At 70.6% G+C, this 22211-nt stretch carries 24 protein-coding genes; 15 read left to right on the forward strand and 9 right to left on the reverse strand.

Annotated elements, in window-relative coordinates; genetic code table 11:
• Window positions 1-28: 28 nt before the first annotated feature.
• From AB3M83_RS02090 to AB3M83_RS02110, 5 genes are all read left to right on the forward strand, one after another.
• Entirely contained in the window at window positions 29-1306 is a 1278-nt protein-coding gene (locus AB3M83_RS02090; RefSeq protein ID WP_412944736.1) for an ABC transporter substrate-binding protein, read from the forward strand.
• A gap of 89 nt (window positions 1307-1395) precedes the next feature.
• Window positions 1396-2424 carry a carbohydrate ABC transporter permease gene (locus tag AB3M83_RS02095; protein ID WP_412944737.1) on the forward strand — a complete coding sequence of 343 codons (1029 nt, stop codon included), beginning with the start codon at window positions 1396-1398 and terminating at the stop codon, window positions 2422-2424.
• The gene (locus tag AB3M83_RS02100; RefSeq protein WP_412944738.1) at window positions 2421-3338 is read left to right on the forward strand and encodes a carbohydrate ABC transporter permease; all 918 of its coding nucleotides are present in this window, start codon (window positions 2421-2423) and stop codon (window positions 3336-3338) included. Before AB3M83_RS02095 ends, AB3M83_RS02100 begins: the two co-directional genes overlap by 4 nt.
• A 13-nt stretch (window positions 3339-3351) precedes the next feature.
• The gene (locus AB3M83_RS02105) at window positions 3352-4845 is read left to right on the forward strand and encodes a GH1 family beta-glucosidase (protein ID WP_412944739.1); all 1494 of its coding nucleotides are present in this window, start codon (window positions 3352-3354) and stop codon (window positions 4843-4845) included.
• 2 nt (window positions 4846-4847) lie between these two features.
• Entirely contained in the window at window positions 4848-5855 is a 1008-nt protein-coding gene (locus AB3M83_RS02110) for a LacI family DNA-binding transcriptional regulator (protein WP_412944741.1), read from the forward strand.
• A gap of 4 nt (window positions 5856-5859) precedes the next feature.
• Here AB3M83_RS02110 and lhgO read toward each other — a convergent pair whose 3' ends face one another.
• The 4 genes from lhgO to purD form a co-directional block, all read right to left on the reverse strand.
• Window positions 5860-7056, reverse strand: coding sequence for an L-2-hydroxyglutarate oxidase (gene lhgO / locus AB3M83_RS02115; protein ID WP_412944742.1), 1197 nt, complete (start codon window positions 7054-7056; stop codon window positions 5860-5862).
• 122 nt (window positions 7057-7178) lie between these two features.
• Window positions 7179-8579, reverse strand: coding sequence for a uracil-xanthine permease family protein (locus AB3M83_RS02120; protein ID WP_412944744.1), 1401 nt, complete (start codon window positions 8577-8579; stop codon window positions 7179-7181).
• Window positions 8580-8668: 89 nt separating this feature from the next.
• Window positions 8669-9565 carry a phosphoribosylaminoimidazolesuccinocarboxamide synthase gene (locus tag AB3M83_RS02125; protein ID WP_412944746.1) on the reverse strand — a complete coding sequence of 299 codons (897 nt, stop codon included), beginning with the start codon at window positions 9563-9565 and terminating at the stop codon, window positions 8669-8671.
• Between the two features lie 183 nt (window positions 9566-9748).
• Window positions 9749-11017, reverse strand: coding sequence for a phosphoribosylamine--glycine ligase (purD, locus tag AB3M83_RS02130; protein ID WP_412944748.1), 1269 nt, complete (start codon window positions 11015-11017; stop codon window positions 9749-9751).
• A 56-nt stretch (window positions 11018-11073) separates the two neighbouring features.
• Between purD and AB3M83_RS02135 the strand changes: the two genes are divergently transcribed.
• The 3 genes from AB3M83_RS02135 (at window position 11074) to AB3M83_RS02145 (ending at window position 12558) form a co-directional block, all read left to right on the forward strand.
• Window positions 11074-11427 carry a sterol carrier family protein gene (locus AB3M83_RS02135; protein ID WP_412944750.1) on the forward strand — a complete coding sequence of 118 codons (354 nt, stop codon included), beginning with the start codon at window positions 11074-11076 and terminating at the stop codon, window positions 11425-11427.
• A 62-nt stretch (window positions 11428-11489) separates the two neighbouring features.
• Window positions 11490-12236: an HtaA domain-containing protein gene (locus AB3M83_RS02140; protein WP_412944751.1), complete on the forward strand. Its 747-nt coding sequence runs from the start codon at window positions 11490-11492 to the stop codon at window positions 12234-12236.
• A 4-nt stretch (window positions 12237-12240) separates the two neighbouring features.
• Window positions 12241-12558 (forward strand): potassium transporter Trk, encoded by a 318-nt coding sequence (locus tag AB3M83_RS02145; protein ID WP_412944752.1) that lies wholly within the window; start codon window positions 12241-12243, stop codon window positions 12556-12558.
• A 37-nt stretch (window positions 12559-12595) separates the two neighbouring features.
• On the opposite strand, the gene AB3M83_RS02150 is transcribed toward AB3M83_RS02145, so the two are convergent.
• The gene (locus AB3M83_RS02150) at window positions 12596-13204 is read right to left on the reverse strand and encodes a zinc-binding alcohol dehydrogenase (RefSeq protein ID WP_412944753.1); all 609 of its coding nucleotides are present in this window, start codon (window positions 13202-13204) and stop codon (window positions 12596-12598) included.
• 63 nt (window positions 13205-13267) lie between these two features.
• On the opposite strand from AB3M83_RS02150, the gene purM reads away from it, so the two are divergent.
• Genes purM through AB3M83_RS02165 form a run of 3 tightly spaced genes read left to right on the forward strand, consistent with a single transcriptional unit; the run spans window position 13268 to window position 17139 of the window.
• Window positions 13268-14389, forward strand: coding sequence for a phosphoribosylformylglycinamidine cyclo-ligase (purM, locus tag AB3M83_RS02155; protein WP_412944755.1), 1122 nt, complete (start codon window positions 13268-13270; stop codon window positions 14387-14389).
• 9 nt (window positions 14390-14398) lie between these two features.
• Window positions 14399-15862, forward strand: a complete 1464-nt coding sequence (gene purF / locus AB3M83_RS02160; RefSeq protein WP_412944756.1) for an amidophosphoribosyltransferase — start codon at window positions 14399-14401, stop codon at window positions 15860-15862.
• A gap of 50 nt (window positions 15863-15912) precedes the next feature.
• The gene (locus tag AB3M83_RS02165) at window positions 15913-17139 is read left to right on the forward strand and encodes an MFS transporter (RefSeq protein ID WP_412944757.1); all 1227 of its coding nucleotides are present in this window, start codon (window positions 15913-15915) and stop codon (window positions 17137-17139) included.
• A gap of 59 nt (window positions 17140-17198) precedes the next feature.
• Here the strand turns inward: AB3M83_RS02165 and AB3M83_RS02170 are convergent, their stop codons facing one another.
• Window positions 17199-17417 carry a DUF3073 domain-containing protein gene (locus AB3M83_RS02170; protein WP_412944759.1) on the reverse strand — a complete coding sequence of 73 codons (219 nt, stop codon included), beginning with the start codon at window positions 17415-17417 and terminating at the stop codon, window positions 17199-17201.
• Window positions 17418-17578: 161 nt separating this feature from the next.
• Between AB3M83_RS02170 and AB3M83_RS02175 the strand changes: the two genes are divergently transcribed.
• The gene (locus AB3M83_RS02175; protein ID WP_412944760.1) at window positions 17579-18112 is read left to right on the forward strand and encodes a universal stress protein; all 534 of its coding nucleotides are present in this window, start codon (window positions 17579-17581) and stop codon (window positions 18110-18112) included.
• A gap of 21 nt (window positions 18113-18133) precedes the next feature.
• On the opposite strand, the gene AB3M83_RS02180 is transcribed toward AB3M83_RS02175, so the two are convergent.
• Window positions 18134-18745: a PadR family transcriptional regulator gene (locus AB3M83_RS02180; protein ID WP_412944761.1), complete on the reverse strand. Its 612-nt coding sequence runs from the start codon at window positions 18743-18745 to the stop codon at window positions 18134-18136.
• 1 nt (window position 18746) lies between these two features.
• Window positions 18747-19601: a DUF4097 family beta strand repeat-containing protein gene (locus tag AB3M83_RS02185; protein ID WP_412944762.1), complete on the reverse strand. Its 855-nt coding sequence runs from the start codon at window positions 19599-19601 to the stop codon at window positions 18747-18749.
• Between the two features lie 134 nt (window positions 19602-19735).
• On the opposite strand from AB3M83_RS02185, the gene AB3M83_RS02190 reads away from it, so the two are divergent.
• Entirely contained in the window at window positions 19736-20503 is a 768-nt protein-coding gene (locus AB3M83_RS02190; protein ID WP_412944764.1) for a MerR family transcriptional regulator, read from the forward strand.
• A 117-nt stretch (window positions 20504-20620) separates the two neighbouring features.
• Here AB3M83_RS02190 and AB3M83_RS02195 read toward each other — a convergent pair whose 3' ends face one another.
• Entirely contained in the window at window positions 20621-20779 is a 159-nt protein-coding gene (locus AB3M83_RS02195) for a hypothetical protein (RefSeq protein ID WP_412944765.1), read from the reverse strand.
• A gap of 181 nt (window positions 20780-20960) precedes the next feature.
• On the opposite strand from AB3M83_RS02195, the gene AB3M83_RS02200 reads away from it, so the two are divergent.
• Together AB3M83_RS02200 and AB3M83_RS02205 are read left to right on the forward strand one after the other, a co-directional pair.
• A complete protein-coding gene (locus AB3M83_RS02200; protein WP_412944767.1) occupies window positions 20961-21230 on the forward strand; it encodes a DUF7218 family protein in 270 nt (89 codons plus the stop codon).
• A 1-nt stretch (window position 21231) separates the two neighbouring features.
• Window positions 21232-22194: a DNA topoisomerase IB gene (locus tag AB3M83_RS02205; RefSeq protein ID WP_412944769.1), complete on the forward strand. Its 963-nt coding sequence runs from the start codon at window positions 21232-21234 to the stop codon at window positions 22192-22194.
• Window positions 22195-22211: the final 17 nt, after the last annotated feature.

Consider the following 22211-nt stretch of genomic DNA (forward strand, 5'->3'; position numbering starts at 1 on the left):
TCTCGCCCACATCACAAAGGAGTGTCCTGTGAACTCACGCGCCCTGCGACGGGTCGGCCTGGTGGCCGGCGTCGCAACCACCTCCGCCCTCGTCCTCGCCGGCTGCGCCGGCAGCGGCGAGCCCGCCGCCAACGGCGGCGGCGGTGACGAGAAGGTCACACTGACCATCGCCACCTTCAACAACTTCGGCTACACGGACGAGTTCCTGCAGAAGTACGAGGACGAGAACCCGAACGTCACCATCGTCCACAACAAGGCCGCCGAGTCCGGCGACGCGCGCAAGAACTTCTTCCAGAAGCTCGGCAAGGGCGGGCTCGCCGACATCGAGGCCGTCGAGGTCGACTGGCTGTCCGAGGCGATGCAGTACTCCGACCTGCTCGCGCCGGTCCCGGACGACCTGAAGGGCCGCTGGCTCGACTGGAAGGAATCCGCGGCGACGGATGCCGAGGGCAACCTCATCGGCTACGGCACCGACATCGGTCCGCAGGCCATCTGCTACCGCGCCGACCTCTTCGAGAAGGCCGGTCTGCCGAGCGAGCCCGCCGAGGTCGAGGCGCTGTTCGACGGCGACTGGAACACCTACTTCGACGTCGCCGACCAGTACCGGGAGGCGACCGGCGGCGCCATGATCGACTCCGCGAACTCGGTGCTCCAGGGCATCGTGAACCAGATGGAGTACACCTACGACGAGCCCGACGGCACCGTCATCGCGACCACGAACCCCGAGATCGCCGACGCGTACAAGAGCGTCGTCGAGCGCGCCGTCCCCAACTCGGCCTACTCCGCACAGTGGGGCGATGACTGGGTCGCCGCGTTCAAGACCGACGACTTCGCCACGGTGCTGTGCCCCGGCTGGATGCAGGGCATCATCGCCGGCTACGCGCCGGAGCAGGAGAACTGGAAGATCGCGAACACCTTCCCCAACGGCGGCGGCAACTGGGGCGGCTCGTACCTGACCATCCCGGCCAACGGTGAGAACGTCGCCGAGGCGCAGAAGCTCGCCGACTGGCTGTCCGCTCCCGAGCAGCAGGTCGAGGCGTTCGTGAACGTCGGCGCGTTCCCCAGCCAGCCCGAGGCGTACAGCAACGCCGATCTGACCGGCTACATCAACGAGTACTACAGCGACGCCAAGACCGGCGAGATCGGCGCAGCCCGCGCCGAGGCCGTCACGGTCCAGCCGTACAAGAGCGCGGACTACTTCAAGTACCACGACGCGCTGCAGAACGCGGTCAACCGCGTCTTCGCCGGCTCGGAGAAGGCGGACGCCGCCTGGAACACCTGGGTCGCCGAGGTCGAGGCCTTCTGACCCCCTGACGGGATGCCGGCCGCGTGCCCCCGTGCCGCGGCCGGCATCCTCACCACTTCGCCACCGACCCCGCCGAGGGAGCGATCCACGTGACTGCCACCGATACCCGCCCCAGGACGCCCCTGGACGACCGTCCCCCTCGGACGGAGCGGTCCGTGCGAGTCCTCTCCTTCTCCCAGCGGCTCAGCCGGTGGGACCTGAAGTTCTCGCCCTACCTGTACATCTCGCCCTTCTTCGTCCTGTTCGCCGTCGTCGGACTGTTCCCCATCGCCTTCACGGCCGTCATCTCGTTCCAGGAATGGGATCTGATCCGGAACGAGGGGACGTTCATCGGGTTCGAGCAGTACGCCTGGATCCTCAACGATCCGAAGTTCTGGGCGGCCCTCCGGAACACCTTCAGCATCTTCCTGCTGTCCACGGTCCCCCAGCTCATCCTCGCCGTCTTCATCGCCGCGATGCTCGACCGCAACATCCGCGCGAAGACCTTCTGGCGCATGAGCGTGCTCCTGCCCTACGTGATGGCGCCCGTCGCCGTCGCCCTGATCTTCAGCAACATGTTCGGCGACGTCCACGGCCTCGTGAACAACACGCTCGCGGACTTCGGGCTCGACCCGATCGGGTGGCACACGGATCCGTTCTGGAGTCACATCGCGATCGCCACGATGGTCAACTTCCGGTGGACCGGCTACAACGCCCTCATCCTGCTGGCCGCGATGCAGGCGGTCCCGCGGGAGTACTACGAGGCCGCCACCGTCGACGGCGCCGGCGCGATCCGCCAGTTCTTCAGCATCACGCTGCCGTCGCTGCGGCCGACCCTGATCTTCGTCATCATCACCTCGACGATCGGCGGACTCCAGATCTTCGACGAGCCGCGGATGTTCGACAACACCGGTGAAGGCGGCCCGGCGCAGCAGTGGCTCACCATCACGCTGTACCTCTACAACATCGGCTGGGGCGAGTTCAACTTCGGTCGCGCCGCGGCGCTCGCCTGGATCCTGTTCATCATCATCGTGATCATCGGCCTGCTGAACCTGCTCATCACCCGTCGCCTCGTCCGCGACGAAGGCGGTCGCGGTGTCGTCCGACGCCGCCGCGCACGAAAGGAAGTCGCACGATGACCACGATCAGCGAGCCGCCCCTGGCCATCGTCGAGGAGAACATCCCGAACGCCGCGCGGCGACGTCGCGGCGAGCGGACGACCAAGATCCGCGGTGTCCGCGCCGGATTCTGGGTGTACATCGGGCTGGGCGTCGTCGCCGTCTCGGCGATCTTCCCCTACTACTGGTCCTTCCTCATCGGCTCCGGCGACGAGTTCACGATCAACGACCCGAACATGTCGTGGATCCCCGGAGCGAACTTCATCGCCAATGCGATGTCGGTCATCAACGACCCCGCAGTGAACTTCTGGCTGGCGCTGTGGAACTCGATCTTCAGCTCCACCGTCATCTCGGTGTCGGTGGTCGTCTTCTCGACCCTTGCGGGCTGGGCGTTCGCGAAGCTGCGCTTCCGCGGCAGCAAGGCGCTCCTCGCGTTCGTCGTCGCGACCATGGCGGTGCCGATGCAGCTCGGGGTCGTCCCCCTCTACATCCTCTTCGCCGACCTGGGATGGACCGGACAGATCGGCGCCATCATCGTCCCGGCGCTCACCAGCGCGTTCGGGGTGTTCTGGATGACGCAGTACATCGGGCAGACCGTCCCCGACGAGCTGATCGAGGCTGCCCGGGTCGACGGCGCGAGTCAGATCCGCACCTTCTGGACCGTGGGCCTCGTCGCGGCTCGCCCCGCCGCCGCGATGCTGTTCCTGTTCACCTTCGTGGGCGCCTGGAACCAGTTCTTCTGGCCGTTCATCGTCCTCGACCGGCAGAGCCCGACCCTGCCGGTCGCCCTCTCGCTGCTGCAGGCCAACTACTTCGTCGACTACTCCATCGTCCTCGCCGGGGTCCTCCTCGCCACCCTGCCGCTGATCCTGCTGTTCATCTTCGCCGGCAAGCAGCTCGTCAGCGGCATCATGGCCGGCGCCGTGAAGGGCTGATGGGATTACCGTCATGAGCACCATCTCCCGGGAGGACGTCGTCTTGCCTGCTCCACACTCACGCTCGTTCCCACCGGGCTTCCTCTTCGGCGCGGCGACGGCGGCCTATCAGATCGAGGGCGCCGCGGCGGTCGACGGTCGCACGCCGTCGATCTGGGACGAGTTCACCCGCCTGCCCGGTGCCGTGACCGGCGGCGACAACGGCGACGTCGCGTGCGACCACTACTCCCGCTACCGGGGCGACGTCGCCCTCATGAAGGAGCTCGGTCTGCAGACGTACCGGTTCTCGACGTCGTGGGCGCGGGTGCGTCCCGACGGCGGCGCCGTGAACGAGGCGGGGCTCGACTTCTACAAGCGCCTCGTCGACGAGTTGAACGAGGCCGGCATCCGGCCCTGGCTGACGCTGTACCACTGGGACCTCCCGCAGGCGCTGCAGGAGCGCGGCGGCTGGACGGTGCGCGAGACGAGCGAGCGCTTCGTCGAGTACGCCATGAGCGTCCACGACGCGCTCGGCGACCGGGTCCCGGTGTGGACCACGCTGAACGAGCCGTGGTGCGCGTCCTTCCTGTCGTACACCGGGGGCGAGCACGCGCCCGGGCACCAGAGCGTCGCCGAGGGGATGCTGGCATCCCACCACCTCCTGCTCGGTCACGGCATGGCGGTGCGGGAGCTCCGCGCTCGTGACGCGGCGCTCGACGTCGGCATCACGCTCAACCACACCGTCGCGGACGCGGCGGACCCGGGCGATCCGCGCGACTTGGACGCCGCGCGACGCCTCGACGGGCAGTTCAACCGGTGGTTCCTCGACCCGCTGTTCCGTGCCGAGTACCCCCTCGACATCCTCGACGACATCCGGCTCGTGGATGCCGCGGCCGTGGCGCGCTTCGAGGAGGCGGTCCGGGACGGTGATCTCGCGACGATCGCGCAGCCCATCGACACGCTGGGCGTCAACTACTACCACGGCGACCTCGTGTCGGCGACGGCACCGGCGGTCCCGCCTGTCTCCGGCGCTCCCGGGAACGCGCGGCCGACCCGCAGCCCGTACCCGGACGATCGCGACCTGCACACGATAGAGCGCGGGCTGCCGCGCACGTCGCAGGGGTGGGAGGTGCAGCCCGAGGGCCTCACCCGTCTGCTCCGCCGCATCTGGGACGACTACGCCGCTCAGGCCGGTGTCGTGCTCGCCGTGACCGAGAACGGCGCCGCCTACGACGACGAGCTGGTCGTCGAGGACGGCGTCGAGCGGGTGCACGATGCGGACCGCACGGCGTTCCTCCGGGATCACCTGAACGCGACGCTCGACGCCATCGACGCCGGCGTCGATGTCCGGGGCTTCTTCTACTGGTCGCTCATGGACAACTTCGAGTGGGCGTGGGGCTACGCCAAGCGCTTCGGGATCGTCCGCGTCGACTACCGGACGCAGGAGCGGACGCTGAAGGACAGCGCCCTGGAGTATCGTCGGGTCATCGCTGCCCGAGCGATCGACGCCCAGCTCTCCCCGAGGTAGCCGTGACCGACACCATCCGCACCCCCACGATCGAAGAGGTGGCGGCGGCTGCCGGAGTGTCCCGGTCGACCGTGTCGCGGGTGGTCAACGGGTCGACCGCGGTGAGTCCGGCGGCTCTGGAGGCCGTGCGGCGCGCGATCGAGGTGATGAACTACGTGCCGAACCGTGCCGCCCGCTCGCTCGCGAGCAGGGCGACGATGGCCATCGCGCTCGTCGTGCCCGAGGACACCACGCGCTTCTTCGGCGACCCCTTCTTCGCGGCGATCGTGACGGGGATCAACGCCCGGCTCAGCGAGACGGACTACGTCCTCAACCTGATCATCGCGAGCGACGATCCGCACGACAAGGCGACGGCGTACCTGCGCAGCGGCGCGGTCGACGGGGCGATCGTCGTCTCGCACCACACCAGCGACACGTTCATCGAGCGGATCGCGGATGCGGTGCCGGTCGTGTACGGCGGCCGCCCGACCCGTGCTCGCGAGGGCGACTACTACGTCGACGTCGACAACCGTCTCGGCGCCCAGCGGGCCACGGCGCACCTGCTGGCCACGGGACGCACGAAGATCGGGGCGATCACCGGTCCGCGCACTATGCCCGCCGGCATCGACCGTCTCGAGGGGTTCCGGGCGGCGCTCGCCGACGCCGGCGTCGCCGAGCGGGCCGTCGAAGACGGCAACTTCACGGCGGACGGCGCCGCCGAGGCGATGATCCGCATCCTCGAGAGCCGCGCCGACATCGACGGGATGTTCATCGCCAGCGACCTCATGGCGCGGGGCGTGCTGCAGGTGCTCGCCCGGGCGGGGCTGCGGGTCCCGGAGGACATCGCCCTGGTCGGGTTCGACGACTCGCCGGTCGCGACGAGTGTGAAGCCGCTCCTCACCACGATCCGTCAGCCGTCCTTCGAGCAGGGCTCACGCATGGTGGATGTGCTGCTGGCGCGGCTCGCCGGTCGGGAGCCGCCGCACGTCACGGTGCTCGACACCGAGCTCGTGGTGAGGGAGTCCGCGTAGCGGATCAGGCATCCGCCCGATCGACGTAGTGCTCGATCACGTGCTCGGCGATCGCGAGCGAGCTCGTCGCCGCCGGCGACGGCGCGTTCCGGAGCAGGGTGACCGGCCCGACCCGGTCGACGGCGAAATCATCCAGGAGCTCGCCACCGCGCCCCCATGCCTGTGCACGCACGCCCGCTCCGTGCTTCGCGGTCAGGTCTCCGAGCTTCAGCTCCGGGACGAATCGGCGCGCTTTGCGGTACCAGAGCGGCTTGATCAGGGATGCCGCGATCTCGTCCGCGCCCATCCGCCAATGCTTCCTCGCCAGGGCGGACGCCCCCGGCCAGCGGAGCGATTCCCAGGTGTCCCTCGGGGAGACCTGTCGCCAGCGGTACCCCTCACGGGCGAGCGCCGGCACGGCGTTGGGCCCGACGTGGACGTTGTCGTACACGCCCCGGGTGAAGTGGACGCCGAGGAAGGGGAACGCCGGATCGGGAACCGGGTAGATCATCCCCTTCACGAGGCCGGTGCGCGCGGGAGCCAGCTCCCAGTACTCGCCGCGGAAGGGGAGGATCTTCGGCGCGGCATCCGCTCCGATGAAACGCGCGACCACGTCGGAGTGCAGCCCGGCCGCCACGACGACGCGGTCGAACAGGTGCGACGAGACGGCCGTCGAGACGCGCACCCGGCCCGACTCCAGCGCCATGCCGGTGACCTCCGTGGCGAGTCGGATGCTGCCGCCCGCCGCGCGCACATCCTGCGCCATCGCCTCGGTGATGGCGGCGTAGTCGACGACGGCCGTCCGCGGCGAGTGGACCGCGGCGACGCCGGCGGCATGCGGCTCGATCTCGCGCAGCTCGGCCGCGGTCAGTCGTCGCAGGCCGGGGACGGAGTTCGCCCGGGCGCGGCGCTCGATCTCATCCAGCGCGACGATCTCGGTGCCATCGACCGCGACGACGAGCTTTCCGACATCACGGAACGGCAGTCCCTTCTCGTCGCAGAACTCGCGCATCGAGGCCCGACCGAGCGCGCACAGCCGAGCCTTGAGCGAGCCGGGCGCGTAGTAGAGACCGGCATGGACGACCCCGGAGTTGTGGCCGGTCTGGTGGGCGGCGAGCCGGCCCTCCTTCTCGAGCACCGTGACCTCGTCGCCGCGGGCGCCGAGCGATCGCGCGAGGGCGATGCCGACGATGCCGCCGCCGATGATGCCGATGGTCGCCATCGAAGCTCCTCACTGTGGAGCCGAGTGTAGGGGATCCGCCGGGACGGCGGTGAGGCCGCCGTCCCGCGGCGGATGCGCGGGGTGGCGGGCTCGCCACCCCGCATCCGCGACGCTGCTCCGCCTCAGTCCTCCGGGTCGCCGCCGAGCGGCCCGACGGCCGGGATCGGGCCGCCGTCGTCGGCACCGGTCCTGCGGGCGCGGGCGATGGCATTGCCGAGGTGGTAGATCAGGAGCGCCGCCACGGTGCCGAGGACGATGCCGCCGAACTGGAAGCTGCCGGCGTTCATCGTGAAGTCGGCCATCGCGATGATGAACGCGACCGCCGCGGTCAGCTGGTTCACCGGGCGCGAGAAATCGACGCGGTTGTCGACCCAGATCTTGATGCCGATGATGCCGATGAGGCCGTACAGCGCGGTCGTGACACCGCCGATGACACCGGCCGGGATCGTGTCGATCACCGCGGCCACGAGCGGGGAGAACGAGAACAGGATGGCGACGATGCCGGCCACCCAGTACGCGGCGGTGGAGTAGACGCGGGTCGCCGCCATCACGCCGATGTTCTCGCCGTACGTGGTCGTCGCGGACCCGCCGAACGCTCCGGCGATGGTCGTGGCGAGACCGTCGGCGAACAGCGCGTTGCCGGTCTGCTTGTTGATCGTCGGGTCTTCGGCCATCGAGGCGACGCCGCGGACGTGGCCGATGTTCTCGGCGATGAGGACGAGCACGACGGGCAGGAACATGGGCAGGAAGCCCCAGGATGCCGGGTCCCCGAACGCGGGCAGGTGGAAGTCCGGCAGTCCGATCCAGGTGCCCCAGATGCCGCCGCGGGCCTCGGCCAGCTCGGCGACCTTCGCGAACTTCGCGGACTGCGTCTCGCCCTCGCGGCCGACCCACTCCTGCAGGAGCATCGCCGCGATGTAGCCTACGATGACGCCCAGGAAGATCGAGATGCGCCCCAGGAAGCCCCGGAACAGCACGGCGAAGAGCACGACGGCGGACAGCGTGATGGTCGCCGTGACCGGCTCGAGGTTGTAGTTGTTCCACGCCGCGGGCGCCAGGTTGAAGCCGATGAGAGCCACGATCGCCCCGGCGACGACCGGCGGCATGAGCTTCTCGACCCAGCTCGAGCCGACGCGCTGGACCAGGAAGCCGACGGCGGCCAGGATCAGGCCGGCGACGAAGACGCCGACGAGGGCCTGACCGTACTGCTCCGGGGTCTCGAGGCGGTTGCCGCCGTTGACAGCGGTGATGGGCGCGAGGAAGGCGAAGGACGAGCCGAGGTAGCTGGGCAGCTTGTTGCGGGTGAGCAGCAGGAACAGGAGGGTCCCGACGCCGGAGAAGAGCAGGGTCGTCGCGACCGGGAAGCCGGTGATGATCGGGACGAGGAAGGTGGCGCCGAACATCGCGACGACGTGCTGGGCACCGATCGCGATGGTGCCGGGCCAGGCGAGGCGCTCGCCGGGCTTGACGACGGCGCCCGGGGCGACGTGCGCGCCGTCGCCGTGCAGGGTCCAAAGGGGCATGGGTGTCTCCTGGGAAGAGGATCGGGTCGTCCCGATGCTATCGATCCCTGAGCGTTCCCTGTGAGCAGCGCCGCGGTGATCGCGGCGTGTCAGTCGGTGAGGCGGTGCAGCAGCTCGCGGTAGCTCGCCGCCGTGCGCGCGACGATGTCGGCGGGCAGGGCGGGGGGCGTGCCCGTCCGGTCCCAGTTCGCCGCGAGCCAGTCGCGGACGATCTGCTTGTCGAAGCTGGCCATGCGCTCGGCCGGGGTGGTGCCGGTCCGCCACGCCTCGGCATCCCAGTACCGGGAGGAATCGCTCGTCAGGACCTCGTCGGCGAGGGTGAGGATGCCGTCGGCGTCGAGACCGAACTCGAACTTCGTGTCGGCGAGGATCAGGCCGCGGGACTCGGCGAGGGCGGCGGCGCGGCGGTAGATCTCGAGGGAGGCGTCACGGAGCTCGGCGGCACGCTCCGCGCCGACGAGCTCGGCGGCGCGGTCGAAGGAGATGTTCTCGTCGTGCTCGCCGAGCGGGGCCTTGTAGGCGGGGGTGAAGAGCGGCTCCGGCAGACGGTCGCCGTTGGCGAGGCCCTCGGGCAGCGGGATGCCGCACACCGTGCCGTCCTGCTCGTACTCGGCCCAGCCCGAGCCGGTGAGGTAGCCGCGGACGACGCACTCGATCGGCAGCATCTCAAGTGCCGCGACCACCATGCCCCGGCCGGCGGTCCCGGCCGGCGGGGCCGCGTCGGGGATGAGGTGGTTCGGGATGGGCCGGCCGCCGTCGGCGCCCGCGAGCTGGTCGAACCACCACAGGCTGAGCGAGGTGAGCAGGGCGCCCTTGTCGGGGATGGCCGGCTCCAGCACGACATCGAAGGCGCTGACCCGGTCGCTCGCGACCACGAGCATGGTGTCCGCGGCGTCGAGCCCGGACCCGGCGGGTCGGTAGAGATCGCGCACCTTGCCGGAGTAGATGTGGGCCCAGCCGGGCAGGGGGGTAGCGGCATCCGTCACTCGCCCATTATCGGGCAGAGGGCCGCTGCCGACGACCGCCCCTCGCCCGCCCGCCGGCCCCCGCCGCGCACCGCACTGCCGTCGAACGCGCCGCCTGGTGCCGAGCGCGCCGCACATCGCCGGTCAGCGACCGGCGCGCTCGGCACGTGACGGCGCGCTCGAGGCGGATCGGCGGTCGCCGAGCTACGCCGTGGCGCCCGCCGCGATGTCGGTGCGGAAGTGCCCGCCCGCGAGGGAGATCCGACTCATCGCCTCGTACGCCCGCTCCCGGGCCTCCGCGACGTCGGCGCCGGTCGCGACGACGTTCAGCACGCGACCTCCCGTCGCCACCAGCCCGTCGGGCCCCGCCTGCGTCGCGGCGTGCGCCAGGTGCACCCCCGGGACGGATGCCGCGGCCTCGGTCCCCGCGATGACCCGGCCGGTCCGCGGCGCCTCGGGATAGCCCTCGCTCGCCAGGACGACCGTGACGGCGACGTCCGGGGCGAACTCCGGCGCCGGCTCGCTCTCGAGCGTGCCGCTCGCGGCCGCCAGCAGCAGGCGCGACAGCGGACTGCGCAGCCGCGCCAGCACGACCTGGGTCTCGGGGTCGCCGAACCGTGCGTTGAACTCGATGACCTTCACGCCGTCGTCGGTGAGGATCAGGCCGGCGTAGAGGAGGCCGATGAACGGCGTCCCCTCGCTGTCGAGATGGCGGATCACCGGCTCCGCGACGTCGCGGGCGACCTCGGCGACGAACTCCGCCTCGCCGCCGAACCGCTCGGCGAGCCAGGGGAGCGGTGAATAGGCGCCCATGCCGCCCGTGTTCGGGCCCGCGTCGCCGTCGAATGCGCGTTTGAAGTCCTGCGCAGGGCTCAGCGCGCGCACCGTGTCGCCGTCCGACACGAAGAACAGCGACACCTCAGGGCCGGACAGGTACTCCTCGACGAGCACGGCTCCCGTCGGCAGGTAGGTCTCCGCGTGCGCGAGCGCGGCGGCGCGGTCCTCGCTCACCACGACGCCCTTGCCGGCGGCCAGGCCGTCGGCCTTGACGACGAACGGCGCGCCGAAGTCATCCAGCGCGGCGGCGACCTCGTCGATGGTGTGCGCGCGGACCGCTCGGCCGGTGGGGACACCGGCGGCCTCCATGACCCGCTTCGCGAACGCCTTCGAGCTCTCGAGCTGCGCCGCGGCCTTCCCCGGACCGAAGACCGGGATGCCCCGCTCGCGGAGCGCGTCGGCGACCCCGGCGACCAGTGGCGCCTCGGGCCCCACGACGACGAGATCGACCGCGTTCTCGTTCGCGAACGTGGTGACGTCGGCGGGGTCCACCGGGTCCACGGCCACGATGGTCGCATCGGCCGCGATCCCGGCGTTGCCCGGCGCCGCCAGGATGTCGTGGCCCGCCTCCTCCGCACCGAGGGCGAGGATGATGGCGTGCTCGCGGGCACCCGAACCGAGGACGAGGATCTTCACGCGGCCAGCCTACCGGCGGGCTCCCCCCGGGTCCGGGCGCCGACTACCGTGGACGCATGCCCCGCAGGATCTCCACCGCCGAAGGCCGTGACGCCCTCGATGCGACGCGCGCAGGCACGGCCGGCCGGAGGGAACTGGGCACCGCGGTCCGCTATCTGCTGCAGCTGCTGGCCGAGCGCGCACCGGGCAACTCGGTCGAGGTGCGGGTTCCGCCCTTCGGCGCCGTCCAGGTCGTGGAGGGCCCGCGCCACACCCGCGGCACGCCGCCCAACGTCATCGAGACGGATGCCGCGACCTGGATCGCCCTCGCGACCGGCGAGACCGCGTGGTCGGATGCCGTCGCCGCGGGCCTCGTGCACGCGTCGGGCACGCGTGCCGAACTGACCGGGCTCCTGCCGCTGCGCCCCTGAGAGGACGTCGCGGCGATCACGGCGCGCGCGCTCCCGATACGATTCCTCCGGAAAGGAGCGCCATGCCGGCACGGCCCCGCACCCTCGCGCCCTCGCTCGTCCTCGCGCTCCTCGGCGCCCTCGCGGCCGCACCCGCCCCGGCATCCGCCGCCGACACCACGGCGTGCACGGTGACCCAGGCAGATGTGGTGTGGGATGCCGGGACCGCCGCGCTCGAGGCATCCGGGTCGGCGACGCTCGAGGCGACGACGCTCCGGTTCTCGGACGGCGCCGGTGTCATCGACCCGGTCGGACCCGTCGGCAGCATCGCGTTCGACGCGACCCTGACCTTCGTCAGCGACGCCGGCGTGCAGACGACCCTCACCAACCCCACGCTGCTCCTCACCGAGGGAAGCGGTCAGCTCCTGTTCGACGTCCAGCCCGAGGGCACGGCGCTCGTGCCGCAGTCCCCGCTCGCCTCGGTCGACCTGCGCGCCGGGGCGATCACCGAGGACGGCGCGGTGCTCACCCTGACCGCCGTCGAGGCGGCGACGGAGCGAGCGAGCGATGCCGCCGCATTCTGGGAGGGCGATCCCGGCACCCTCGATCTCACCGCGGGCGCCGACTGCCCGCCCGTGGCCGCGTCCGGCGCCACCGCCCCCGCGACGGGGGCCGAGGAGCCTGACACGACCCCGTGGGTGGTGTTCGGTGTCGTCGGCGGCGCGGCCCTCCTTGCGGCGCTGCTGGCCGTCGGATCCGTCGCGCGGCGACGCCGCAATGCGGCGTCCCTCGACGAGCACCCCCGGGACCCCCTCGCGGGTGGACAATAGGAGTATGGCCGAGCACACCGAGTCGCACGTCGAGTCCGCGGAACTGCACCGCAGCCCTCGCTTCGGCGTCTTCTTCGCGGCCGGTGCCGCCGTCGGCCTCATCGTGGCGCTCATCCTGACGTTCGCGTTCGACGGCGAGGTGCCCGCCGACGGCAGCCAGGCCGTCTACACGCCCGGGCAGATCTTCGGCTTCCTCGTGCTCGTCTGCGTGCCGGTGGGCCTCGCGCTCGCCGGCGTCGTCGCCCTCGTGTTCGACCGCGCGCTCCGGCGCCGCTCCCGCACGGTGCGCGTCGAGCGGGAGACCGTTCACACCGACGACTGACGCGGGCAAGGCGGATCCTGCCGGGGAGCGCCGCGCGTCAGGCGAGTTCCGCGATGATCGGCTGGATCGCCGGATCGAACGCGGCGACGTCCCCGCGGAGCCCATCGGTGACGGCGATCGTGAGCGACCCGATCCACCACACCCCGCGCTGCGTCAGCGGCAGCACCTGGACGTTCAGCTCGAACGAGTGGGCGCGCCGGCCCACGCGGCGCTCGTGCTCGGCGATCGCACTCGCGTACGCCCGGTAGCTGCTGGCGGAGCCGCCGCGGGACTGCTGGGCGTACCGTTCGCTGGCGCGCCGCGCATAGGCGACGGCGTCCGCGGCGAAGGGGGTCATCGCGGTGCGGAGCGCGTCGAAGCCCTCCACGGGCACCACCGCGAGGGTCTCGAACCCCGCGACCAGCTCGAGGGGGACGGGGGAGGGATGCGCCTGCGGCTCGACCGTCATCGCCCAGTACGCGAGCCACTGCCGCTCCCGCAGCCGCTGCTCGTCGTCGTCCGCGGCGCCCGCCGTCGGGACGCCCCGCAGGGAGGGCAGCTCCTCGGGCGGACGGATGCCGAGGGCGCCGCGCAGATACAGCGCGACCAGCACCGCTGCCCCGGCATCCTCACGCACGACCCACTCGGGCCGATCAGCCCCGCTCATGGCGCCAATCCTAGGGGGCCGGGGGCGGACGACGGCGGGGTCCCCGGCCGGTAGGCTGAGGACGTGGCCTCGACTTCCCACGATCCCTATTCCGCTGCCGGCGTCGACACCGCGGCGGGAGATCTCGCCGTCGAACTGATGAAATCGGCGGTCCGCCGCACCCACGGTGCGGAGGTCCTCGGCGGCGTCGGCGGCTTCGCCGGCCTCTTCGACGCCTCGGCGCTGCTCGGCTACCGTCGTCCGCTGCTGGCGACCTCGACCGACGGCGTCGGCACGAAGGTCGCGATCGCGCAGGCCATCGACAAGCACGACACGATCGGCCAGGACCTCGTCGGCATGGTCGTCGACGACATCGTGGTGGTGGGTGCGAAGCCCCTGTTCATGACCGACTACATCGCCACCGGCAAGGTCGTCCCCGAGCGCATCGCCGACATCGTCCGCGGCATCGCCGACGGCTGCTCGGCGACGGGAACCGCCCTCATCGGCGGCGAGACCGCCGAGCACCCGGGCCTCCTCGGCGTGAACGACTACGACGTCGCGGGCGCCGCCACCGGCGTCGTCGAAGCGGATGCCGTCCTCGGGGCGGAGCACGTCCGCTCGGGCGACGTGGTGCTCGCGCTCGCCTCCAGCGGACCGCACTCCAACGGCTACTCGCTCATCCGCCACATCGTGGCGGGCGCCGGGATCGGGTACGGCGATCACGCCGCCGACTTCGGGCGCACGTGGGGCGAGGAGCTCCTCGAGCCGACCCGCCTGTACACGTCGCCGCTCCTGCGCGTGCTCGGAGCCCACCCCGGCGCCGTGCACTCCCTCAGCCACGTCACCGGCGGGGGCATCGCCGCGAACCTCGCCCGCGTGCTGCCCAAGGGCAGCTGGGTCGACGTCGACCGGTCCACCTGGTCGCCCGCCCCTGTCTTCCGCGTGCTGGCGGAGCTCGGCGACCTGTCGCTCGAGCAGACCGAGGGCACCTGGAACCTCGGCATCGGGTTCCTCGCGGTCGTCGGCGCCGACGAGGCGGAGGCCGCGGCATCCGCCCTCACCGCCGAAGGCATCACCACCTGGCAGGTCGGTGTCGTCTCGGACGGCCCGCTGCCCTCCGACCACGCCGACGGCTACGAGCAGGGCGCGAAGGGTGTCGACGGCGGCGCCGTGCGCCTCGTCGGCAGCTACGCAGAAACGGACTGAGCTACACAGATGTGCGGAATCGTCGGCGTCGTCGCACAGGGACCCGCCAATCAAGAGGTCTACGACGCGCTGCTGCTGCTGCAGCATCGCGGCCAGGACTCCACCGGGATCGCGACGGCGGAGGAGAACGGGATCTTCCACATCGCGAAGAACCGCGGCATGGTGCGCGAGGCGTTCCGCACCCGCGACATGCGGACCCTCCTCGGCACGATCGGCCTCGGTCACGTCCGCTACGCCACGAAGGGCACCGCGTCCAACGAGGAGGAGGCGCAGCCGTTCTACGTCAACGCGCCCTACGGCATCGTCCTCGTGCACAACGGCAACCTCACCAACACGCGGGAGCTGACCGAGGAGCTGTTCCGCACCGACCGGCGGCACCTCAACACCAGCTCCGACACCGAGCTGCTCGTGAACGTCCTCGCCAACGAGCTGCAGACGGTGATCTCGGGTCTCGAGCTCGACCATGAGCAGATCTTCGAGGCCGTCTCGCGCGTGCACGACCGCGTCGAGGGCTCCTACGCGGCGATCGCGCTGCTGGCCGGCTACGGTCTGCTCGCGTTCCGAGACCCCTGGGGCATCCGGCCGCTGATCCTCGGCACCCGCCGCGCGGAGAACGGCCGGTACGAGTGGACCGTGGCATCCGAGTCCCTCGTCCTCGAGAACGGCGGCTTCGAGGTCGTCCGTGACGTCGAACCCGGCGAGGCGGTGTTCATCGACCTCGAGGGCAACCTGTTCACGCGGCAGTGCGCCACGGACGCGAAGCTGGTGCCCTGCTCGTTCGAGTACGTCTACCTCGCCCGCCCGGACTCGGTCATGAACGGCATCTCGGTGTACGAGGCGCGGCTGCGCATGGGCGAGCGTCTCGCCGCCACGATCGCGACCTACACGCCCGCCGGGGCGATCGACGTGGTCATGCCGATCCCCGACTCGGCGCGTCCCGCCGCGATGCAGGTCGCCCGCAAGCTCGGCATCGAGTACCGCGAGGGCTTCTACAAGAACCGCTACATCGGCCGGACCTTCATCATGCCGGGGCAGGCGGTGCGCAAGAAGAGCGTGCGGCAGAAGCTCAACGCGATGTCGACGGAGTTCAAGGGCAAGAACGTGCTGCTCATCGACGACTCGATCGTGCGGGGGACGACCTCCAAGGAGATCATCCAGATGGCGCGGGATGCCGGAGCGAAGACGGTCACGTTCGCGTCCGCCGCACCGCCCATCCGCTTCCCCCACGTGTACGGCATCAACATGTCGTCGCGTCACGAGCTCGTCGCCTACAACCGGACGATCCCCGAGATCGCCGCAGAGCTCGGCTGCGACTACCTGGTCTACCAGGAGGTCGAGGACCTGAAGGCGGCCATCCTCGAGGGCGCCCCCGACGTCGAGGACCTCGACATGAGCTGCTTCGACGGCCGCTACGTCACCGGGACCGTGACCGAGGAGTATCTCTCCTGGGTCGAGGGCACGCAGCAGTCGTGACGGTCCCGCCCCGGGGCCGCCGCACTCCGCCCGACCTCTAGGCTGGACAGGTGACGTCCGTTCCCGCCCGCCCCGTGTGGCGGGGTCGGACCCTCGCCCTCGTCGGCATCGTCCTGATCGCCCTCTCGCTGCGCTCCGCGGTGGCGTCGCTGTCGCCGCTCTACGACGCGATCGGCGAGGACTTCGCGCTGCCGGCCGCTGTCGTCGGCCTCATCGGCACCGTGCCGCCGCTCTGCTTCGCGGTGTTCGGCTTCCTGGCGTCCGGGATCGAGCGACGCTTCGGGTTGGAGCGCACCACGATCGTCGCGCTCGGCGTCGTCACGATCGGTCTCGTCGCCCGGGCGCTCGCGACGGATGCCACCGGCCTGCTCGCCGGCTCGGCGCTCGTGTTCGCGGGCGTCGGCGTGGGCAACGTCCTGCTGCCGGCACTCTGCAAGAAGTACTTCCCCGACCGGCTGGGCCTGCTGACCACGCTCTACTCGACGATGATGGCGGTGTCGACCTCGGTGCCGCCCCTCATCGCCGTCCCCGTCGCGAACGCCGCGGGCTGGCGCTTCTCCCTCGGGCTGTGGGCGGTCTTCGCCCTCGTCGGCATGATCCCGTGGCTCGTGCTCGCCGTGCGCTCGCGTGCCGCCGCCGCCGAGGTCGACGTCGAAGGCGTCAGCCCGCGCGTCTTCGGCCGGCTGTGGCGCCTGCCGACGGCATGGGCTCTGGCCGTCGCGTTCTTCGCGTCGAGCACGTTCGCCTACACATCGTTCGCGTGGCTGCCGAAGATCCTCATCGACGTCGCCGACATCACACCCTCGGTCGCCGGTGTCCTGCTGTCGGTGTTCGCCCTCGTGGGTTTCCCGGCGTCGCTGCTGATCCCCGCGCTCGTCACCCGCGGCGTCGTCATGCCGCTGTTCATCGTCGCGGCGGGGTCGGGGATCGTCGCCGTCGCGGGACTCCTGCTCGCACCGTCGGCGGCGCCCTGGCTCTGGGTGACGCTGCTCGGCGTGACCCCGATGCTCTTCCCGGTCGTCCTCACGATGGTGGGACTCCGGACCCGCAGCCACGATGCGACCGTCGCGCTCAGCTCTTTCGTGCAGAGCCTCGGTTATGGCGTGACGATGGTCGCGCCGCTCGCCTTCGGACTGCTGCACGACGCGACGGAGTCGTGGAGCGGCCCGCTCATCATCCTCGGGGGCATCGCGGTGCTCGCCGTCCCGGCAGGATTCGTCCTCAGCCGCCGCCGGACGGTCGAGGAGGAGTGGGAGCAGCGCCACGGCGGGTGGTGACGCTCCCTGCCGCGGGGCGGCTCAGGGACTCTGCAGGAGGTCAGGCTCGCGGCGAGAGCTCAGGCCTTGTGGAGTGTCGGAGAAGCGGACGGCGAGGAATCGTCGTCGTCATCACCTTCTTCGTCATCCGCGTACTGATCGGCCCATTTGTCCTCGTACTGGTCTTCGTGAGGCGCGCCGAGTTCGCGCTCCAGCGCAGACAAGTTCACGTTGAAGGTGTCGTACTTGAGTTCACGGGCGATCTTGGTGTGTTTCGCCTTCTGACGGCCACGCCCCATGCGTAACCCCCTCATCTCACGAGTTCCCGGGCATGTTCGGCTGCCCGACGCAGTCATACTCCGGCAGAGGCCGGGAAGAGTAGCATTCAGGATATCACGGCGCCCTCCCGCCGCCCTCGTGCGGCAGGTCGGCGCGGGACGGACGAAAGGCTGGACCCCACATGACCGACGCCGCCCCTCTTCCGCCGAGCGCGCGACGACCCGATCGCCCGGTCATCGCCGGCATCGTGCCCGGGCAGTCCCCGCGCGTCCTGCGTGAAGCGGCCCTGTACGCCCGGCTGCACCGCGCGACGCTCGTCGTCGCGTCGGTCGACATCACGAGGTTCGTGACCTACGAGGATCCCGACGGGTACGTCCACACGGCGCCGGTCAACCTCGACGTGGTCCCGAGCGAGGCGCTGACCGCTCAGCTCCAGGACGAGGCGGCCCGCGCCCTGTCCGGCATCGACGTGCCGTGGACGTTCGAGATGCTGGTCGGCGACCCGGCTCTCGCACTGCGCGACTACGCCGATTCCACCGACGCGCGGCTGATCGTGGTCGGCACGCGCAAGCGGGGCATCGGCGATTCCATCCGCGAGTTCTTCACCGGGTCGGTGGCGGCGCGACTGGCGCATCGCCAGCACCGGCCGATCCTCGTCGTCCCGCTCGGCGAACCGGCGAAGGACGACGAGGACCTCTGGCCCGACGAGATCTGACGCGGCGGGGCAGCGCTTCTCTCAGCGCTGCGTGGCCCGCCGCACCGCGACGGCGGCGTCGTCGAGCGCCGATGCCAGGTCGTCGATGACGGATGCCGCCAGCTCGCCGCCCTTCGCGACGTGCGAGCGGAGGTCGGTACGCACCTCGGCCCGGAACTCGGCGAGCAGCATGTCGGCGCGCCGCACCTGTTCGCGAGACGAGCTGCGGACGTCGTTCCCGGCGCCGGCGGCCGGCCGCGACGCGGCCGGTGCCGAGGCGGACGCGGCGGCGAGGTCGGCCTGCAGGCTCTTCATCGCCTCGCGGACTCCGGCGCGGACGCCGTCGGCGATGAGTCGCACACTGTCGGCGAGACCCGCCTCGATGCCCTCGAGGTCGCCGCTGCGGGAGGCCACTTCGGCCCGCCCGGCATCCGTGATCTCGTAGACGGTCTTGCGGCCGTCGACGCTCTTGGTGACCAGGCCCTCCTCCTCGAGCTTCGCGAGCCGGGGGTACACCGTGCCGGCGCTCGGGGTGTACGTGCCCCCGGTGCGGTCCGACAGGGCCTGCATGAGGTCGTAGCCGTGGCGGGGGCCCTCGTCGAGCAGGTTCAGCAGGTAGAGGCGGAGATCGCCGTGGGAGAAGACGGGGGGCATGTCACCACTCCTCGGGTGTCGGGGCATCGCCCGGCTCGGCCGCGACGGCGGCGCGGCGCAGCACGGTCACGTCACCGGACACGGTGTTCGCGCGGACGTCGGCGAACGAGCCGCTCAGCTCGCCGACCGAGCCGCTCCAACTCGAACCGATGCCGCTGTCGGAGCGTTCCACTCCGTCCACGCGCAGCTTGCCGCTGACGGTACGGAGGCCGTACTTCGTGGGGAGGTCCTCGTCGACCCGCACGGTCGCGGCCCCGCCGACCGTGTTGAAGGTGATGCTCTGCGCCGGTCCGGTCGAGTCGATGAGGGCGTTCCCTCCGACGGTGTCCACCGAGGCGGTTCGGATCGTGCCGGTCGCGGTCACATCGCCCGAGACGGAGTTGGCGCTGAAGGTCCCGGTGAGCGAGCGGATCTGCACGTCGCCCGAGACCGAGTTCACCGTGACATCGCCCGAGAGGCCGTCGACGATGATGTCGCCCGACACCGTGTTCAGCTTGGCTCCGGACTCGAGGCCGGCGACCAGCGCGCTCGCGCTGACCACGCCGAGTGTAAGCGCGACGGAGCGGGGGACGGCGATGCTGACCTCGGCCTGCGGCCCGCCGGCACCGAAGTTGCGGAACACCTCGAGGAAGTTGTCCCAGCGCAGCTGCGCGTGATCGATCTCGATGGCGCCGTCCTTCGCCTCGATGCGGAGTTCGCGGGTGGTGACGGAATGCACCTCGATGCGGACGCCGGGCTCATCGTGCGCGACCACGTCGACCTGACCGCCGACGAGTCCCACCTTCAGCCTGCGGATGCCGTCCACGTCGATGACCCGGGTCTCCCCGGGCTGGACCAGCCATTTCTCGAGAGTCATGTTGTCTCCTGGGATGAGGCGATATCGAGATATATCGCGTTGACGAACGGTAACACGATATATCGCGTTCATCCAGAGGACTTTCGAGAACAGTGCTTGACCTTGCCGCAACGGGAAGTTCTAACGTGACTTCCATGAGCAACGAATGGTCGATCCAGCACCTCGCGAAGGTCGCAGGGACGACGAGCAGGACCCTGCGTCACTACGACGAGATCGGGCTGCTGCCGCCGGCGAGGGTCGGCGCCAATGGCTATCGGTATTACGACGCGGCATCGCTCGTCCGGCTGCAGCGCGTGCTGCTGCTTCGCGCGCTCGGGCTGGGTCTGCCCCAGATCGCCGACGTCCTCTCGCGGGGGCAGAGCGAGCAGGATGCGCTGGCGGCGCACCTCGCGCTGCTGCACGACGAGCAGGACCGCCTCGGGCGCCAGGTCGCCGCGGTCGAATCGACCATCCAGGCGTTGCAGAGAGGAGAGGTACCCGTGGCAGAGCAGATGTTCGACGGTTTCGATCACACCGTGTACGAAGAAGAGGTGACCCATCGCTGGGGCGCCGGCGCATACGCCGAGAGCGACGCGTGGTGGCGCGGTCTCGACGCGCAGGCGAAGGAGCACTGGCAGGAGCAGACGAAGCGCCTCGGCGCCGATTGGGCGGATGCCGCCGAGCGCGGAGTTCCCGTCGATTCCGACGAGGCGCAGGATCTCGCGGCGCGTCACATCGAGTGGCTCTCCGGCGTGCCGGGGACGCCGGCCGCACAGGGCGGCGACGTGGAGTCGTACGTTCTGGGTCTCGCCGACATGTACGTCGCTGACGCCCGCTTCGCCGCCAACTACGGCGGCGACGTCGGTGCCCGGTTCGTCCGGGACGTCCTGCGGCAGCATTACGGCTTCGAACCGGCCGTCTGAGGACACGACAGAAAGGACCCCCTCGACCGGGTGACCGGGAGGGGGTCCTTCGCGCGCTCTGGGGTAAGCGCCGCCGACAACGCTGGGGGACGTGTCGGGCTTACTCGTGCTCGGGTGTCACGTGTTCTTGCGAAGTACTCGCATCAGGAACGCGATCAGCGCGATGACGCCCACGATGATGGCGACCCAGAGGAGGAATTCGAGCCCCGATCCGAGGCCGCTGACGATCGCGAGAACGATGGCCACGACGATGATGATGAGCAGTGCGATGTTCATTGGAGGCTCCTTGTTGTGTCTCCGCTTCCGCCCGAGGACGGAGGGCGGCGCAGGTGTGCGCCACGTCATTCTTACCAGCGTTCTCCCAGACAACGGGAGGGTCTTGACAGAGGTCGCCGGTGATGACATAGCGTGACTCGACCCGGGAATTCCCGGCCGGTGCCGACGAGAAGGGGATGTCATGCCAGCAGGACGCGGCTCGAACAGCCTGAAGGATCCGGGGCTCTACGAGGAGCTCCGGGAGGACGGTGCGTCGAAGGAGAAGGCGGCCCGCATCTCCAACGCCGCGGCTCGCGACGGGCGCAAGACGGTCGGACGGCGTGGCGGCGAATCCGGCGACTACGAGGACTGGACCGTGGCGGACCTGCGCGGTCGTGCGAAGGAACTGGGACTGTCGGCGTATTCCGACAAGCGCAAGGCGGATCTCATCGAGATGCTGCGGTCCCACTGAGGTGCCCCGCCTCAAACGCGTCCGTCCCGGAACCGACGTCGGATATCGACGACTGCGCGCCGGCAGCGGCTTCCGCTACGTGGATGCCGACGGCGAACCCCTCCCCACCCGAGATGCGGAGCGGGTGCGCGCGCTCGTGATCCCACCCGCCTGGCGGGAGGTGTGGATCTGCTCGGACGCGAACGGGCACATCCAGGCCACCGGAGTCGACGACGCCGGCCGGGTCCAGTACATGTACCACCCGCAGTGGACGGCGGGCCGTGATCGCGGCAAGTACGCGCGCGCCCTGGCCCTCGCCGAGGCGCTGCCGCGCGCCCGGGGGCGCGTGACGAGCTCGTTGCGCCGCGAGGACATCGACCGGGAGCGCGTCCTCGCCGCCGCCTTCCGGTTGCTCGACCAGGCGGCCCCTCGCGTGGGTGCCGAGCGCTATCTCGTCAAGCACGGCAGCCGCGGCCTGACGACGCTGCTGCGGCGTGACGCCGAGGTCGAGGGTGGCACCGTCGCCCTTCGCTTCCCCGGCAAGAGCGGGCAGCGGCAGGAGATGGAGATCGACGACGACGACCTGGCCGCCGCCGTCCAGCTGCTCGTCGCCGGCCGACCCAGCTCGCCGCTGCTGGCGTACCGCCGGGGGCGCCGCCGCGTGCCGCTCACGGGGAAGGACGTCAACGTCTACGTGCGCGCGATGACCGGCGGCACGTTCACCGCGAAGGACTTCCGCACCCTGCGCGGCACGATCCTCGCGGCCGACGCGCTCGCCCGCATCGGCGCCGTCGACACCAAGACCCAGCTCAAGCGCGCCGAGGTGCTCGCGGTGAAGGCGACCGCCGAGGCGCTCGGCAACACACCGGCCGTCGCGCGCAGCTCCTACATCGACCCGCGGGTGTTCGATCGCTACCGCCGCGGCATCCTGCTCGACACGTCGGTCTCGCCGGAGTCGGCGATCCGGCGGCTCATCCTCGACTGAGCACCGCTAGCGTGGCC

Source organism: Microbacterium pasadenense (assembly GCF_047246565.1).
Classification (GTDB): domain Bacteria; phylum Actinomycetota; class Actinomycetes; order Actinomycetales; family Microbacteriaceae; genus Microbacterium.